General features: G+C 69.6%; 17 protein-coding genes. 15 read left to right on the plus strand and 2 right to left on the minus strand.

Features of this window, described 5'->3' with window-relative positions:
- Positions 1-62: 62 nt before the first annotated feature.
- From AC3WRI_RS20490 to AC3WRI_RS20500, 3 genes are read left to right on the plus strand one after another with little or no spacing between them, the layout of a single operon-like run.
- Positions 63-482, plus strand: a complete 420-nt coding sequence (locus AC3WRI_RS20490) for a nuclear transport factor 2 family protein (RefSeq protein WP_492293954.1) — start codon at positions 63-65, stop codon at positions 480-482.
- Positions 479-1,336 (plus strand): SDR family NAD(P)-dependent oxidoreductase, encoded by an 858-nt coding sequence (locus tag AC3WRI_RS20495; RefSeq protein ID WP_454750742.1) that lies wholly within the window; start codon positions 479-481, stop codon positions 1,334-1,336. The genes AC3WRI_RS20490 and AC3WRI_RS20495 overlap by 4 nt, the downstream gene beginning before the upstream one ends.
- A 25-nt stretch (positions 1,337-1,361) precedes the next feature.
- A complete protein-coding gene (locus AC3WRI_RS20500) occupies positions 1,362-2,120 on the plus strand; it encodes a glucose 1-dehydrogenase (protein WP_010813987.1) in 759 nt (252 codons plus the stop codon).
- A 54-nt stretch (positions 2,121-2,174) separates the two neighbouring features.
- Here the strand turns inward: AC3WRI_RS20500 and AC3WRI_RS20505 are convergent, their stop codons facing one another.
- The gene (locus AC3WRI_RS20505; protein ID WP_439669749.1) at positions 2,175-3,074 is read right to left on the minus strand and encodes an NAD-dependent epimerase/dehydratase family protein; all 900 of its coding nucleotides are present in this window, start codon (positions 3,072-3,074) and stop codon (positions 2,175-2,177) included.
- A gap of 43 nt (positions 3,075-3,117) precedes the next feature.
- Positions 3,118-3,948 (minus strand): SDR family NAD(P)-dependent oxidoreductase, encoded by an 831-nt coding sequence (locus AC3WRI_RS20510; protein WP_439672487.1) that lies wholly within the window; start codon positions 3,946-3,948, stop codon positions 3,118-3,120.
- 232 nt (positions 3,949-4,180) lie between these two features.
- On the opposite strand from AC3WRI_RS20510, the gene AC3WRI_RS20515 reads away from it, so the two are divergent.
- From AC3WRI_RS20515 to AC3WRI_RS20570, 12 genes are all read left to right on the plus strand, one after another.
- Positions 4,181-5,368, plus strand: coding sequence for a helix-turn-helix transcriptional regulator (locus tag AC3WRI_RS20515; protein WP_492293956.1), 1,188 nt, complete (start codon positions 4,181-4,183; stop codon positions 5,366-5,368).
- 256 nt (positions 5,369-5,624) lie between these two features.
- Entirely contained in the window at positions 5,625-6,341 is a 717-nt protein-coding gene (locus AC3WRI_RS20520) for an EthD domain-containing protein (protein WP_010813983.1), read from the plus strand.
- Between the two features lie 105 nt (positions 6,342-6,446).
- A complete protein-coding gene (locus AC3WRI_RS20525; protein WP_439669750.1) occupies positions 6,447-7,343 on the plus strand; it encodes a VOC family protein in 897 nt (298 codons plus the stop codon).
- Positions 7,344-7,350: 7 nt separating this feature from the next.
- Positions 7,351-8,241, plus strand: a complete 891-nt coding sequence (locus AC3WRI_RS20530; protein WP_492293958.1) for a CoA transferase subunit A — start codon at positions 7,351-7,353, stop codon at positions 8,239-8,241.
- Positions 8,242-8,264: 23 nt separating this feature from the next.
- Entirely contained in the window at positions 8,265-9,065 is an 801-nt protein-coding gene (locus AC3WRI_RS20535) for a CoA-transferase subunit beta (RefSeq protein ID WP_010813980.1), read from the plus strand.
- A 7-nt stretch (positions 9,066-9,072) separates the two neighbouring features.
- Positions 9,073-9,960, plus strand: coding sequence for an enoyl-CoA hydratase (locus AC3WRI_RS20540; protein WP_010813979.1), 888 nt, complete (start codon positions 9,073-9,075; stop codon positions 9,958-9,960).
- Positions 9,957-11,039: an NAD(P)H-dependent flavin oxidoreductase gene (locus AC3WRI_RS20545; protein ID WP_492293960.1), complete on the plus strand. Its 1,083-nt coding sequence runs from the start codon at positions 9,957-9,959 to the stop codon at positions 11,037-11,039. The genes AC3WRI_RS20540 and AC3WRI_RS20545 overlap by 4 nt, the downstream gene beginning before the upstream one ends.
- Positions 11,040-11,058: 19 nt before the next feature.
- Entirely contained in the window at positions 11,059-11,850 is a 792-nt protein-coding gene (locus AC3WRI_RS20550; RefSeq protein ID WP_010813977.1) for an enoyl-CoA hydratase family protein, read from the plus strand.
- Positions 11,840-13,006 (plus strand): acyl-CoA dehydrogenase family protein, encoded by a 1,167-nt coding sequence (locus AC3WRI_RS20555; RefSeq protein WP_492293961.1) that lies wholly within the window; start codon positions 11,840-11,842, stop codon positions 13,004-13,006. The genes AC3WRI_RS20550 and AC3WRI_RS20555 overlap by 11 nt, the downstream gene beginning before the upstream one ends.
- Positions 13,007-13,026: 20 nt before the next feature.
- Positions 13,027-14,094: an acyl-CoA dehydrogenase family protein gene (locus AC3WRI_RS20560; protein ID WP_010813975.1), complete on the plus strand. Its 1,068-nt coding sequence runs from the start codon at positions 13,027-13,029 to the stop codon at positions 14,092-14,094.
- A 20-nt stretch (positions 14,095-14,114) separates the two neighbouring features.
- Entirely contained in the window at positions 14,115-15,266 is a 1,152-nt protein-coding gene (locus tag AC3WRI_RS20565) for an acetyl-CoA C-acetyltransferase (protein ID WP_011616736.1), read from the plus strand.
- A gap of 10 nt (positions 15,267-15,276) precedes the next feature.
- Complete coding sequence (locus AC3WRI_RS20570; RefSeq protein WP_058697827.1) at positions 15,277-16,161, plus strand: SDR family oxidoreductase; 885 nt, start codon at positions 15,277-15,279, stop codon at positions 16,159-16,161.
- The last annotated feature ends 4 nt before the right edge of the window (positions 16,162-16,165 follow it).

The following is a 16,165-nucleotide window of genomic DNA, read 5'->3' on the forward strand; positions in this document are numbered from 1 at the left end:
CCAACGACTGCCCGCGCGGCGTATCGCGGCGCTGGCGGTCACAACAAGGAGTGAGACTGGCCATGTCTGAACTGGAGTGCAAGGAAGCCATCCATGCCCTGACCTGCCGCTATGCGCAGGCGGTGGACCGGCGCGATTTCCCGAAACTGGCAGCGCTGTTCACGGCGGACGCATGGCTGAGCGGGCCGGGCTTCCGCATGGACGGAGCGCAGGCGATTGCTGACGGCATGGCATCGCTCGGCCAGTACAGCGCCACGCAGCATCACGTGCACCAGCAACTGGTCGAAGTCGATGGCGATACCGCGACCGGCGAGACCTATTGCGTGGCCAACCACCTGTACGAACAGGACGGCGTGCCGCGCAAGCTGGACTGGGGCATCCGCTACCACGACCGCTTCGTGCGGCGCGACGGCCAGTGGCGCATTGCCGCGCGCGAGCTGGTGGTGGACTGGACGCAGGACCTGCCGCTGCGAGGGGCATGATGACGACGACCCGTGTACTGGAAGGCAAGACAGCCCTCGTCACCGGCGGCGCCGGCGGCATCGGTGCGGCCAGCGCGCTGGCGCTGCTGCGCGACGGCGCGACGGTGGTCCTCATGGGGCGGCGGGGCGAAGCGCTGGAAGCGGCACGGCGCAGCCTGTGCGCGCAGGTGGCCGGCGCCACCGTGGCAATCAGCGCCGGCGACGCTTGCCGCGAGGATGACGTGCAGGCCGCGCTGCAGCAAGCCTGGGAGCTGCAGCGGCGCCTCGATATCGTGGTCGCGACCGTTGGTGGGGGCGGCTTCCGTCCGCTGCTGATGCATGACGCGGCCTCGCTGATGGCGGAGCTGGAGCTGAACATCGCCAGCGCATTCCTGGCGGTGCGCCACGCGTCGCCGCTGATGGCACCGCATGGCGGCACCATCGTCTGTATCTCGTCGAACGCGGCGCGCATGACCTGCCGCTGGCTGTCGGCGTACTGCGCCGCCAAGGCGGGGCTGGAAGCGTTCGTGCGCGCCGCCGCCGAGGAGCTGGCGGGATGCGGCATCCGCGTCAATGCGGTGCGGCCGGGGCTAACCCGCTCCGGCGCGACCGGGCCGATGTTCGACAACCCGGCCATCCTCGACAAGTTCGTCGCGCAGATGCCGCTGGGCCGCGCCGGCGAACCGGACGACATTGCCAGTGCGGTGCGCTACCTGGCGGGGCCGGAATCGGGCTGGGTGACCGGCCAGAGCATCGCCGTGGACGGTGGCAGCGAGCTGCGCGGCAATCCCATCCTCGATGAAACCGTGGCTGCGGTGTATGGCGAAGCCGCGCTGCAGGCCGTGCTGGCCGGCAGGATTCCCGAAGCCGGCTGAAGCCGGCAACTCAAGGAGAGAAACGATGCATCAAGTCAGGGACAAGGTTGCGCTGGTCACCGGCGCGGCCAGCGGGGTAGGGCGCGCCGACGCGCTGATGCTGGCGGCCGAAGGCGCGCGCGTGGTCATCAGCGATGTCAACCAGGAGGCCGGGCAGGCACTGGCCCGCGAGATCGGGGATGCGGCCATGTTCGTGCGCCACGACATTGCCAGCGAGGAGGACTGGCGCAAAGCCATGGCCGCCACGCAGGACCGCTTCGGCCGGCTCGACGTGCTGGTCAACAATGCGGCCATCTGTCCGCTCGGGTCAATCGAGGAAACCTCGCTCGACAGCTGGCGGCAGGTCATGCGCGTCAATGCCGACGGCTATTTCCTGGGCTGCAGGTTCGGTGTGCAGGCAATGAAGGGCAACCCCGCCGGGGGCTCCATCGTGGTGATGTCGTCGGTGGCGGCGCTGGGCGGGCTGCCCATGATGTGCGCATACAGCGGCGCCAAGGGCGCCGTTACCGCGCTGACGCGCAGCGTGGCCGTGCACTGCAAGCAGAACGGCTACCGGATCCGCTGCAACTCGATCCATCCCGATGGCGTCTGGACGCCGATGACGCAGGCGCTGGTGCCGGACCTGGATCCGGCCACGCTTGGTATCGGTACGGACCCGATGGCACGCATGTGCCAGCCGGAGGATGTGGCCAACCTGGTCCTGTTCCTGGCTTCGGACGCGTCGCGCTTTATCAATGGCGCCGAATTGCGCATCGATAACGCGCAGTTGATCTCGGGGCTATAAAGCCTGTAAGGCCGGCTGCGGCGTTCTGCTTGCGCGGGCCGCCGCAGCGTACGGCTAGCTGTACTGCGTCACGATCTCGCCGACCGTGCGCAGGATGTCGCGGCGGCGATAGCCGAGCAGGGCGGCTTCGGCCGCATCCGGCTCGTAGTAGAGCGTGTTGCCCCGGCCGAAGCAGATGGCCGAGTCCGGCAGCAACGGATGCTCCTGGTCGATGACAGGCGGCACCGGGCGGCCCGCGTCGCGGAAGAAGGCACCGAAATAGTCCTGGAACGACAGGTTCTCGTCCCCTACCAGGTAAGCCTTGCCGTTTTCACCGCGCAACAGCGCGCCTTCGATCGCTTCCGAGAGCGAAGTGGCCGAGATGAAGTTGACGCCGCCGGGCGGCGCGAAATCCGGCATCGGCGCAAAGTTGCCGCGGGCGTAGTCGGTATAGGCCTTGAACATCGGCACCATCAGGCCCGGCACCGTGCCCACGACGAACGGCGCGTTCACGCTGCTCACGCGGAAGGCATCGGTGGCCAGCGCGCGAACGCCTTCGTCGGCCAGCTTGCGCGAGCGGATATAGGCGTTGTCCTCGGCCAGCTGCGGCTGTGCCTGCGGGTAGAAGCTGCCGACGTAGACGGCGACCCGGATCCCGGCAGCGCGCGCCGCGCGCAGGAAACGCGGCACGCCCTCGATGTTGGCGCGCTCCCAGTGCGCGGCTTCGTCGCCGCCGGGCGGCACGTGGCGCACATCGTTGCCGGCGGCGAAGACCAGCGCGTCGAAGGCGCCGAGCTGCGCGGCCGGCACGTCGTTGGCGATGTAGTCGCAGCGCAGGAAGTCCAGCCCGCCCAGCGCCGTGCCGGGCGCGGGGCGGTTGCGCCCCGCGATGGTGACGTCGTGCCCGCGGCTGCGCAGGTGCAGGGCCGCGTGGCCCCCGATCATGCCGGTGCCGCCGACGATCAGTATCTTCATGCTTGTCTCCTTGGTGGGGTGGTGTGGCCGCGGTGCGCGGCCATCAGAGGTTCATGCCGTTGCCGCCGATGACCGGCATGTTGGTCCACGCGCCCTTGGGGTCGCGATACCAGCCGGCCGCGGCCAGCGCGCCGCCATTGACATGCAGCGCCGTGCCGGTGATCCAGGCCGCGCGCTCGCTGGCCAGGAACAGGATGCCGTCGGCAATGTCGCGCGGCGTGCCGAAGCGGCCCAGCGGAATCCAGCGCGGGATATGGTGCTGGTGTTCCGCAGCGACCATCTGCGACACCGGAACCTGCGGCGTTTCGGTGGTCTCGGGGGCGATCAGGTTGACGCGGATGCCCGCCGGCGCCAGCTCCAGCGCCAGGCTCTGCGTGAAGCCGGTGATGGCGGCCTTGAAGGCGCCGTAGACGCTGCAGTAGGGAATGCCGCGGAAGGCCTCGATCGACGACACCGTGACGATGCTGCCGGCGCCACTGCGCCGCAGCAGCGGCAGCATGGCGCGCGTGACGGTGAAGACGTGGCCCAGGTTGGCGGCGTAGAGGCTGGCGATCTCGTCGTCGGCATAGTGCTCGAACGGCTTGGCGATGCGCAGGAAATCGCCGACGTTGTTGACCAGCACGTCCAGCACCCCGAAACGCTGTTCGACCTGCGCAGCCAGTTCGCGCACGGTGCCGGCATCGGTGGCGTCGCCCTGTACCACCAGCACTTCCGCGCCGGGCTTGCCCGGCAGCGCCCGCGCCTGCTCGGCGCGCTGTGCGTCGATCTCGATCAGCGCCACGCGCGCACCCTGTTCCAGGAAGGCTTGCGCGGTGGCGAGCCCGATGCCGGCGCCGCCGCCGGTGACCAGCACGGTCTTGTCGGTGAAATCCATCTGAGTCGTTCTCCTTCGGTTGCCCTGTGGTGTGCGGCCATTTGATCGGCGGCAGGCGGGACCGGCATCGTCCGATTGCAGGTCAGGGAAAACACTTAGATGGCGCAAACCAGGGCGAACAAGGGCGCCGCGCGCCGGACATCGGCAGGCAGCCTCCCTATAATCTGCGCTGCCCAGGTGCCGCAGAGCACCGGCCAGTCCCCGCATGGGGCGAGGAAACAGGAGACAGACAATGTTGATGGCGACCGTTGAGGCGCAAGGGGTGGCGTCGCCCTGGTTTGCGCAGTCCGGACTGAGCCTGCCGCATTTCAGCGCGCTGCTGGCGGCGGTCTACGAAGGGCCGATGGAACCCGTGCCCTGGGGCCGCGCGCTGGAAATGCTGCGCAAGCAACTTGGTGCCAGCTATGTGAGCTTCATCCTGCGCTCGCCCGCGAGCGACCGCAGTGGCATCGCGGTGCACGCGTCGCAGGACGGCACTTCGCTGGAGGCCGAGGCGTCGTACAACACCTACTACTACGCCATCGATCCCTTTATCAACCTGCCCACGGACCGGGCCGTGACGGTCGACGAAGCGATGGGCGCCGGCAACTGGTGCCGCAGCGAGATCTACCGGCAGTTCCTGCAGCCGCTTGGCGTGCGCTACCTGCTGGGCGCCGACATCCGCACCGAAGACGGGGTCGAGTGCCGGCTGCGCGTCTGCCGCCAGCACGACGCGCAGGACTTCTCCGAGGTGGACAAGGCGGCGTGCGCCACCATCCTGCCGCACCTGAGGCGCGCGGTCCGGCTGCATTCCAGGCTGGATGTGGTCGAATCGGAGCGCAGCCTCTATGCGGGCGCGATCGACCGCATGCTGGTCGGCATGGTCATCCTCGACGCAGCCGGTGCAATCCTGAAGAAGAATGCGGAAGCCGACGAGATCCTGGCGGAGAACGACGGCATCCGCCTCAACGGCGCCAACTTCGAGATCGCCTACGCACAGGAAAGCCGCAAGTTCCAGTACCTGCTGCGCCGCGCCCAGATGGGGCATCACGGCAGCGCGCCGGCGCTGGCCGAAGCCATGTCGATCACCCGCCCCTCGGGGCGCGGCAAGCTGGGCGTGCTGATCCGCACCATTCCGCTCAGCGAATGGTCCGAAGACCACCGCCATCGCCCGGCCTGCGCGGTCTTTATCCGCGATCCCGAGCGCAAGTCGCGCGCCTCGCACGAGGTGGTGCGCAAGCTGTTCGACCTCACGCCCGCCGAGACCGCGCTGGCGCTGGTGCTTGCCGACGGCATGACGCTCGACGAAGCCGCCGAGGCGCTGGGCACCAGCAAGAACACGGCGCGCGCCCACCTGCGCGCGATCTTCTCCAAGACCGGGGTCACGCGGCAGGCCACGCTGGTGCGCATGCTGCTGAGCAGTGTGGTGACGCTCGGCTGAGCGCCAGGGCGTCATCCACGCACGCGTGTTCCAGGGCACGCGTAACTCCCTCGTGGCCCGACGATCGGTTCTCCTAGTCCGAATGGAGGATGAGTCCCGCCATGCGCGCCCCTAGCATGCATCCGACAAGCGGGCGCGGCACACGGATGGCACCTCAGACGGACGCAGCGACGCGTGCTGTCCGCGCTTGGTCCTGTTCCGCGCACGCATCAACCTGTCCGGCCCCGGCCGGCACCTGTACCAGGGAGCGTGGAGCATGGAAAAAGTCATCTATATCGTCTGGCGCGATTCTCAGACCGAGCCGGGGGAGTTCGCGCGCCGGCTGCGCACGACGCTTGCGGACAAGCTATTGGCGCTGGGCGCGCGCGGACTGCAGGTGAACGTGGCCGATGACGCGGTGTTGCCGGCCGCGGGCCTGCGCCAGGCGAATACCCGCCCGCAGATGGACGGGCTGGTCTCGGTCTGGATGGACAGCGCCATCGACCGCCTGCGGCAGCCGTTCGACCAGGCGATCGCGGCCGCCGTGGGCCGCATGGCCGGCTACCTTGTGACGGAGTCCCAGCCCATCCGCAATACACGTTTCCCGGCCGCGCCCGGCGAACGCACGCCCGGCTTCGCGCAGCTTGCCTTCCTTACCCGGCCGCCCCGGCTTACGCCGCAGGCCTGGCTGGACATCTGGCACAACCACCACACGCCGGTGGCGGTCGAGACCCAGGACAACTTCCTCTACGTGCAGAACGTGGTGGTGCGGCCGCTCACCTACGCCGCGCCGCACTACGACGCCATTGTCGAAGAGGGCTTCCCCGATGCGGCGATGACCGACCCGCAGGCGTTCTTCGACGCGGCCGGCGACGAAGACAAGTTCCAGCGCAACCTGCAGGCCATGATGGAAAGCTGCCAGCGCTTCATCGACTTCGACAAGATCGACGTGATCCCCACCAGCCAGTACCTCGTGCGCCCGGCAGCGGCGTGACGCCCGCGCCGGACCGGCTAGTCCCACTGGACGATGTGCCGGGCTGCAGCGCACGGAAGAATGGTCCCATCAGCCAGCAGTGGCAACGAACCTGAGGAGACCGGCATGTTGGATATCCGTGCGCTTGGCTACATCGTGGTCGAGTCCACCGACCTGGGGCAATGGCGGCGCTATGCCGAACAGGTGCTGGGCATGACCTGTTCCGGCGCCCCCGGCGGTGCGCTGTACCTGAAGATGGATGAGCGCGATTACCGCTACCTGGTGGTGCCGGGCGCGCGCGACCGCTACCTGGCATCGGGCTGGGAGCTTGCCGACGAGCCGGCCTACCGCCATGCGCTCGACACGCTGCGCCAGGCGAACGTTGAGGTCGTGCACGCCAGCGCCGCGGAACTGGCACAGCGCCGCGTGCAGGCCATGGCCTGGTTTGCCGATCCCTCGGGCAACCGCCATGAGATCTCCTGGGGCATGCGCTCGGACTTCCTGCGCTTTATCTCGCCGGTGGGCGTGCCGCGCTTCGTCACTGACCCGATGGGGGCGGGCCATGCGGTCCTGCCCGCGCCGGCCTTCGACGAGACCTATGCCTTCCTGTGCGAGGTGATGGGTTTCGGTTTGTCCGACATCTTCCGCGTGCGCTTTACCAATGACCCGGCCGAACCGGAAAAGCGCATCCACTTCCTGCATTGCGGCAACGCCCGCCACCACAGCCTGGCGATCTTCGAGATGCCGTCGGAAGCGGGCTGCATCCACGTGATGGCCGAGGTTCCGGACATGGCCGAGGTGGGCCGCGCGCTGGACCGCGCGCAGCAGCACGGCGTGAAGCTCTCGGCCACGCTGGGCCAGCACTGCAATGACCGCATGACTTCCTTCTACATGAAGACCCCCGGCGGCTTCGACCTCGAGTTCGGCCACGGCGGCCTGGAGGTGGACTGGAGCCACCACGCCGCCTACGAGGCCACGCGCGTCAGCCTGTGGGGACACGACTTCAGCATCGGATACCGCTAAACACATCATGACCAAGACAATCGACAAGACCATGAGCGCGGCCGACGTGGTCGGCCAGCTCGCCGACGGCATGACCATCGGCATCGGTGGGTGGGGCCCGCGCCGCAAGCCGATGGCGCTGGTGCGCGAGATCCTGCGCTCGCCGCTGAAGGACCTGACCGTGGTCGCCTACGGCGGCCCCGAGGTGGGCATGCTGTGCGCGGCCGGCAAGGTGCGCCGGCTGGTGTTCGGCTTCGTCTCGCTCGACGTGATTCCGCTCGAGCCCTACTTCCGCCAGGCGCGCGAGCGCGGCGTGCTGGAAGTGACGGAGCTTGACGAAGGCATGCTGCAGCTGGGCCTGCGCGCCGCGGCCGCGCGCCTGCCGTTCCTGCCGACGCGCGCCGCGCTGGGCACCGACGTGCTGGACATGAACCCCCAGCTGAGGACGGTGCGTTCGCCCTATGCCGATGGCGAAGTGCTGTTGGCGATGCCGGCGATCGAGCTCGATGCCGCGCTGCTGCACGTGAACGACAGCGATGTGCTCGGCAACACCCGCATCGACGGGCCCGATCCGTTCTTCGATGAATGGTTCGCACGCGCCGCGCACCGCTGCTATGTGAGCTGCGAAGCGCTGCACCTGCGCCTGGAGGATGAAGACCTGGCGCGCGCGCGCAACAACGCCTTCGAGCGCTCGCTGGTAAGCGGCGTGGTGCACGCACCCGGCGGCGCCCATCCCACTTCCTGCGCGCCGGCCTACGGCTGGGACCTGCCCGCGCTGAAGGCGTACTGCGCCGGCGCCGAGGCCGAGGACGGCTTCCGTGCCTACCGCGACGAGGTGGTGGGCGCGAGCGAAGCGGCCTACCTGGAGCGCATCGGCGGCCTTGGCCACGTGCACGACCTGCCGCTGCCGGTACTTTGAACCCGCCAACCCAAGGAGCGACCGTGAGCGCCACTTATGAATTCACCCGCGCCGAGCTGATGATTGCCGCCGCCGCCCGCGAATGGCGCGACGACGGCGAGGTGCTGGCCACCGGCATCGGCACCGGCCCGCGCATCGCCGCCGGCCTGGCGCGGCTTGCGCACAACCCGGGCCTGCTGCTGACCGACGGCGAGGCCTACCTGGTGGAAACGCCGGTGCCGCTGGGCCCGCGCGAGCCCGGCTACAAGGTGCGCGCCAGCGGCTGGATGGGCTACTCGCGCGTGTTCGACTGCCTGTGGGGCGGGCGGCGCCACGCGCTGGTGATGCCGACACAGATCGACCGCTTCGGCCAGGCCAATATTTCCTGCCTGGGCGGCACCCATGCGCAGCCCAGGACCCAGCTGCTGGGCGCGCGCGGCTTTCCCGGCAACAGCATCCACCACGCCAATTCCTTCTTCGTGCCGGCCCACAGCACGCGCGCGTTTGTCGCCGGTGAAGTCGACATGGTCTGCAGCGCCGGCTACAACCCGGCCCGCCGGCTGGAGGGCATGCGCAGCTTCGTTGACCTGCGCGTGATTGTCACCGACCTGTGCGTGATGGATTTCGGGGGGGCTGACCATGCCATCCGCGTGCGCTCGCTGCACCCGGGGGCGAGCTTCGACCAGGTGCAGGCGGCCACGGGCTTTGCGCTGGCGAATACACCCGGCGAGGCCCTGCCGGAGACGGCGCCGCCGACACCGGAAGAGCTGCGGCTGATCGCCCAGCTTGATCCGCACAACCTGCGCGCGGCAATCGTGCGCGGCAATCCTTCCGGACGCGTGTGAGGCCGACATGACAACGCCAGCTACCGAAGCCATCAGCCTTGGCCCCAATGCCGAGGTGCTCTACCAGGTCGCGGACGGCATTGCCACCGTGACCATGAACCGGCCGCAGTTCCACAACGCGCAGAACTCAAAGATGACCTACGCGCTGGACGAGGCCTACCGGCGCGCCGCCGCGGACGACGCGGTCAAGGTGATCGTGCTGCGCGGCGCTGGCAAGCATTTCTCGGCCGGGCACGACATCGGCACGCCGGGGCGCGACATCAACGAGTCGTTCGAGCGTGCCTCGCTCTGGTATGACCATGTCAACAAGCCGGGCGGCGAGTTTCTCTATGCCCGCGAGCAGGAGGTCTACCTGGGCATGTGCCGGCGCTGGCGCGAGCTGCCCAAGCCGACCATCGCCATGGTGCATGGCGCCTGCATCGCCGGCGGGTTGATGCTGGCATGGGTATGCGACCTGATCGTGGCGTCGGACGATGCCTTCTTTGCCGATCCGGTGGTGCGCATGGGCATTCCCGGCGTCGAGTACTTCGCGCATCCCTACGAGCTGCATCCGCGCATCGCCAAGGAGTTCCTGTTCCTGGGCGAGCGCATGGGCGCCGAACGCGCCGAGCGCATGGGCATGGTCAACCGCGTGGTGCCGCGCGACGCGCTGGAAGACACCGTCTACGGCATGGCCGCCAAGGTCGCGCAGATGCCGCGGCTGGGCCTGACGCTGACCAAGCAGGCGGTCAACCATGTGGAAGACCTGCAGGGCAAGCGCACCGCGATGGATGCGGTGTTTGCCTGGCACCACTTCGCCCATGCGCACAACGAGCTGGTCAGCGGCGACAAGCTCGGCGGCTATGACGCGCGCGCCATGGCCGCTTCGCAACGCACCGGCGAGGACAAGGCATGAGCCCCGCGAGCCTGCACACCGTGCTGTGCGACCTGCTGGGCTGCCGCTACCCCATCGTGCAGACGGCGATGGGCTGGGTGGCGGATGCGAAGCTGGTCGCGGCCAGCGGCAATGCCGGGGCCTTCGGCTTCCTGGCCGGCGCCACCATTGCGCCCGGCGAGGTCGAGCGCGAGATCCTGCGCGTGAAGGCGCTCAGCGACCGGCCCTTCGGCATCAACTTCCACATGTTCCAGCCCAACGCGGATGAAGTGATCGAGATGGCGATCCGCCACCGGCTGCGCGCCGTCAGCTACGGGCGTGGCCCGGACGCGAAGATGATCGGCAAGCTCAAGGCGGCCGGCGTGGTCTGCATGCCGACCGTGGGCGCGGCCAAGCATGCGGCCAAGGCCGTGGAACTGGGTGCGGACGTGGTCACCGTGCAGGGCGGCGAGGGCGGCGGCCATACCGGCGGCACGCCGACCACGCTGCTGCTGCCGCAGGTGCTGGACAGCGTGAGCGTGCCGGTGGTGGCCGCCGGCGGCTTCTTCGACGGCCGCGGACTGGCCGCGGCACTGGCCTACGGCGCGGCCGGCGTGGCCATGGGCACGCGCTTCCTGATGTCGGCCGAATCGCCGGTGCCGGCGCCAACGCTGGAGCGCTACGTCAAGGTGCGCGACCCGGCCAGCATCCGCGTATCGCTGGCCATTGACGGCCTGCCGCAGCGAATGATCGACAACGACCTGCTGCTGGCGCTGGAGAAGGCCGGTCCGCTGCGGCGCACCTGGCTGGCGCTTGCGGCCGCGCGCAAGTGGCAGGCGCGTACCGGCATGCGCAGCGCGCAGATGCTGGCCACCGCCTGGCGCGCGATGCGCGAGCAGGACTACAGCGCCGCCCAGACCCTGATGGCCGCCAACGCGCCGGTGCTGATCCAGCGCGCGATGGTCGAGGGATGCCCCGATGAAGGCGTGCTGCCCAGCGGCCAGGCCGCCGCGGCGATCCGGGCCATCGAATCCTGCGAGCAGATCGTGGCCGGCATGGCCGCGCTGGCACAGGCGCGCCTGGCGGCGCTGGCTGGCGCCGGACTGGCTGCAGCGGCCTGACCCACAGACAGAGGAAACCATGCAAACGAACAAAAAGACCGGGCCGTTCCGCATCGACACCGCCGACGGCATCGCCGAACTGGTGATCGACCATGCGCCAGTCAATGCGCTCGACTGCGCCGGCTGGCATGCGCTGGCCGCCGCGATCGACCAGCTGGGCACCGATCCCGCCGTGCGCGTGATCGTGCTGCGCGGCGAAGGCCGCGGCTTCTGCGCCGGCGTCGACATCAAGGAGCTGGCCGCGCACCCGCAGCGCATCGTCGATGTCAACGCCGGTAACTACGCCACCTTCCGCGCCGTGCACCGCAATCCCAAGCCGGTCATCGTGGCCGTGCACGGCTTCGTGCTGGGCGGCGGCATCGGCATCTGCGGCGCGGCCGACATCATCGTGGCCGCAGATTGTGCGCGCTTTGGCGTGCCGGAGATCGACCGCGGCGCCATGGGCGGCGGCGCCCACCTGCAGCGCATGTTCGGCGTGCAGAAGGTCAGGGCGATGTACTTCACCGGCGAGATGATCGATGCCGCCGAGGCGTACCGGCTGGGCGCGGTCGAGCGCGTGGTGCCGCGCGCAGAGTTGCGCGAGGCCGCCATGACGCTGGCCCGCCAGATCGCCGCCAAGAGCCCGGCCATGCTGCAGCTGGCCAAGGAAGCGCTCAACGGCGTGGAAGACGGCAACTTGGAGGACAAATACCGCTGGGAACAGGGCTTCACGCTGCAGGCCTACATGAGCGCCGATTCCGGCGAGGCGCGCGCCGCCTTTGTCGAAGGCCGCGAAGCCCGCTTTGCGCAGGGAGAGCGCGATGCAGCTTGAATACACCGACGCCCAGCGCGCCTTCCGCGCCGAGGTGCGCGACTGGATGGCCGCGCACGTGCCGCGCACGCCGCTGGCGAGCTTCGATACCGAAGCGGGCTTCGCCCAGCACCGCGCGTGGGAGGCCACGCTCAACCAGGGCCGCTGGAGCATGGTCACGTGGCCGGCCGAGCTGGGCGGGCGCGGCTGCGACCTGATCGAGTGGCTGATCTTCGAGGAGGAGTACTGGCGTGCCGGCGCGCCGATGCGCGTCAACCAGAACGGCATCTTCCTGCTCGGGCCCACGCTGATGGAATTCGGCACCGAGGCGCAGAAGGCGCGCTTCCTGCCGCGCATGGCCTCGGGCGAGCATGTCTGGGCGCAGGGCTGGTCCGAGCCGAGCGCAGGCTCGGACATGGCCGCGATCCGCTGCAGCGCGATCCGGCAGGGCGATGACTATGTGATCAACGGCCAGAAGATCTGGTCGACGCGGGCGGTGTGGGCGGACTGGCTGTTCGGCCTGTTCCGCACCGACCCGGCCTCGACCCGACACCATGGCCTGACCTTCATCCTGATGCCGCTGGACACGCCCGGCATCACCGTGCGCCCGATCCGCCAGCTCAACGGCCAGACCGGCTTTGCCGAGATCTTCTTCGACGACGTGCGCGTGCCGGTGGAAAACCGCCTGGCCGCAGAAGGCGCCGGCTGGCAGGTGGCCATGGCCACCGCCGGCTTCGAACGCGGCCTGATGCTGCGCTCGCCGGCGCGCTTCCAGGAAACCGCGCGCGCGCTGGTCAGGCTGTACCAGGCCAACCGCGAGGCGGCGGACCGCGACCCGTCGCTGCGCGAGGCGGTGCTGCGCGCCTGGATGGACGCCGAGGCCTACACGCTGTCCACCTACGCCACCGCGAGCCGCCTGGTGCGCGGCGGCCATATCGGCGCGGAGTCGAGCACGAACAAGGTGTTCTGGTCCGAGCTGGACATCCATATGCACGATACCGCGCTGGCCATCCTGGGGCAGTCCGCAGAGGTCGCGCCCGACGGCCAGCCGCCGGGTTCGCTCGGCCACTGGCTGGATGGCTTCCTGTTCTCGCAGGCCGGGCCGATCTATGCCGGCACCAACGAGATCCAGCGCAATATCGTCGCCGAGCGCCTGCTCGGCATGACGCGCGCATGACGGCACCCGGGGAAAACACCATGGATTTCGCATTGACCGAAGAGCAGGAGCAGTTTGCCGAGGCGATCCGGCGCTTCCTGATGACCGAGATGACGCCCGAACTGACGCGCGAGCTGTGGGCCACCGAGTCTGGCCGCTCCGACGCGCTGTGGCGCCAGCTTGCCAACCAGGGCCTGACCGCGGTGATGGTGCCGCAGGAGCAGGGCGGACTGGGGCTGGGCGAGGTCGAATGGGCGCCGCTGGCGCAGGCCTGCGGCTACTTTGCGCTGCCCGAGCCTTTGCTGGACACTGCGCTGGTCGCGGCCGGGCTGCTGCGCGATGCGCTCGCGGCGGCGCCGAACGCCTCGGCGCACGAACGCTGCGCCACGCTGCTGGAGCGCATCGCCGCCGGCGATGCCCGCGTGGCGGTGGCGCATCCGCAAGAGCGGCTGGTGGCCGACGCCCATGTCGCCGACGCGATCCTGTGCGCGCACGAAGGTGCCGTGCACCTGCTGCGGCCCGACCAGGCCGTGCTGACGGCGCGCACCGGGCTCGATCCTTCGCGCCGCCTGTTCGAGCTGGCGTGGACGCCGGCCGCGGAGTCCGAACTGATCCCGTCCGGTAGTGGCCTGTGGAGCAGCGCGCTGAACCGCGGCGCGCTTGGCGTGGCCGCGCAGCAGCTGGGCCTGACCCAGCGCATGCTGGACCTGGCGATCGACTACAGCGCGCAGCGCAAGCAGTTCGGCAAGGCCATCGGCGCCTACCAGGCGGTCAAGCACCTGCTGGCCGACGTGGCGATCCAGCTCGAGTTCGCCCGGCCGGTGCTGCTGCGCGCCGCCGCCGCGCTGGCGCACGGCCTGCCCGATGCAGGCCTGCATGTCTCGCACGCCCGCGTGGCCGCCGCGCGCTGCGCGTGGAGCGCGGCGCGCCAGGCGATCCAGGTGCATGGCGCAATGGGCTACACCTGGGAGCTGGACCTGCAGATCTTCACCAAGCGGGCCTGGGCCCTGGCGGGAAGCTGGGGCGACCGTGCCTTCCACAAGGCGCGCATGGGCGCGCACATCCTTGACGGCGCGCATGAGATCGGCGCCGGCGCCACCTTCGCCTGAATCCAAAGAGAACCAAGACCATGAAAGACGCCTATATCGTTGATGCCCTGCGCACGCCCACCGGGCGCCGCAAGGGCGGACTGTCGCACATGCACGGCGCCGACCTGGGCGGCTTCGTGCTGGCCGAGCTGGTGCGCCGCAACGGCATTCCCGCCGAGGATTATGACGACGTGGTGTTCGGCTGCGTCGACACCATCGGCCCGCTGGCCGGCAATATCGCCCGCAGCGCGTGGCTGGCCGCCGGCCTGCCGCTGACGGTGCCGGGCGTGACCGTGGACCGCCAGTGCGGCTCGTCGCAGCAGGCCGTGCACTTTGCCGCGCAGGCAGTGATGAGCGGCACGCAGGACGTGGTGATCGCCGGCGGCGTGCAGACCATGACCCAGATCCCGATCTCGTCGGCCATGCTGGCCGGGCAGGCACTGGGCTTTGCCGACCCGTTCTCGGGCAGCAAGGGCTGGCAGACGCGCTTTGGCGATGCGCCGGTGTCGCAGTTCCATGCCGCGCAGCGCATTGCCGATCACTGGAAGCTGTCGCGCGAGGCCATGGAAGCCTACGCGCTGGCAAGCCATCAGCGCGCCGCCGCGGCCATCGAAGGCGGCCGCTTTGCGCGCGAGATCGTGCCGTGCGCAGGCGTGAAGCATGACGAGACCCCGCGCCCCGATACCACGCTGGCCAGGATGGCTGCGCTGGAACCGCTGATGCCCGGCAGTTCGCTGACTGCGGCTGTGTCCAGCCAGACCGCCGATGCCGCCGCCGCGCTGCTGATCGTCTCGGAAGACGCGCTCAAGCGCTACCAGCTCAAGCCGCGTGCGCGCATCGCGCATATGAGCGTGCTGGGCGACGACCCGCTGTGGATGCTGACCGCGCCGATCCCTGCAACCAGACGCGCACTGGAGCGCAGCGGCCTGCGCCTGGCTGACATCGACGTGGTCGAGATCAATGAAGCGTTCGCCTCGGTGGCGATGGCATGGCTGGCCGAAACCGGCTACGCGGCCGAGCGCACCAACCCCAACGGCGGCGCCATCGCACTGGGCCACCCGCTGGGCGCCACCGGCGCGCGCCTGATGACCACGCTGCTGCATGAGCTGGAACGCACCCGCGGGCGCTACGGCCTGCAGACCATGTGCGAAGGCGGTGGCCTGGCCAACGTCACCATCATCGAACGCTTGTAAGGAGACCGCCATGGGAATCTGCGACGCACGCACCGTCATCATCACCGGCGCCGGCGGCGGGCTGGGCCGTGCCTATGCGCTGGCCTTCGCCGCCGAGGGCGCCAACGTGGTCGTCAACGACATCCGGCGCGAGGCGGCCGAGGCCGTCTGCGCGGAGATCCGTGCGGCCGGCGCGAAGGCAAACGCGGCGCTGGCCAGCGCTGACGACATCACGCAGCTGGCCACCGCGCAGCGCATCGTCGATGCCGCGGTCGAGGCCTTCGGCGAGGTCCACGTGCTGGTCAACAACGCCGGCATCTGCCGCGACCGCATGTTTGTCAGCCTGACCGAAGCGGACTGGGACGACGTCATGCGCGTGCACCTGCGCGGCCACTTCTGCCTGGCCAACCTGCTCGCCAAACGGTGGCGCGATGCCGCCAAGGCCGGCCGCGCCGTCGACGCGCGCATTATCAACACCAGCTCCGGCGCGGGCCTGCAGGGTTCTGTCGGGCAGTCCAACTACGCCGCCGCCAAGGCCGGCATTGCCGCGCTCACGCTGGTGCAGGCCGCCGAGCTGGGCCGCTATGGCATCACCGCCAATGCGCTGGCGCCGGCGGCGCGCACCGGCATGACCGAAGACGTGTTCGCCGACATGATGCGGGCGCCGGCCGACGGCTTCGACTACTACGACCCGGCCAACGTCGCGCCGCTGGTGGTGTGGCTGGGCAGCGCCGCCTCCGCGCAGGTCAACGGGCGCATGTTCGAGGCGGCCGGCGGCATGGTTTCCGTGGCCGACGGCTGGCGCACCGGACCCAGGACCGACAAGGGATCGCGCTGGCAGCCGGCCGAACTGGGCGCAGCCGTGGCGGAACTGCTGGCGCAGGCGCAGCCGCCCCAGCCGGTCTACGGCAGCTGAGCGC

The sequence above is a fragment of the Cupriavidus sp. FW305-27 genome, assembly GCF_058787995.1.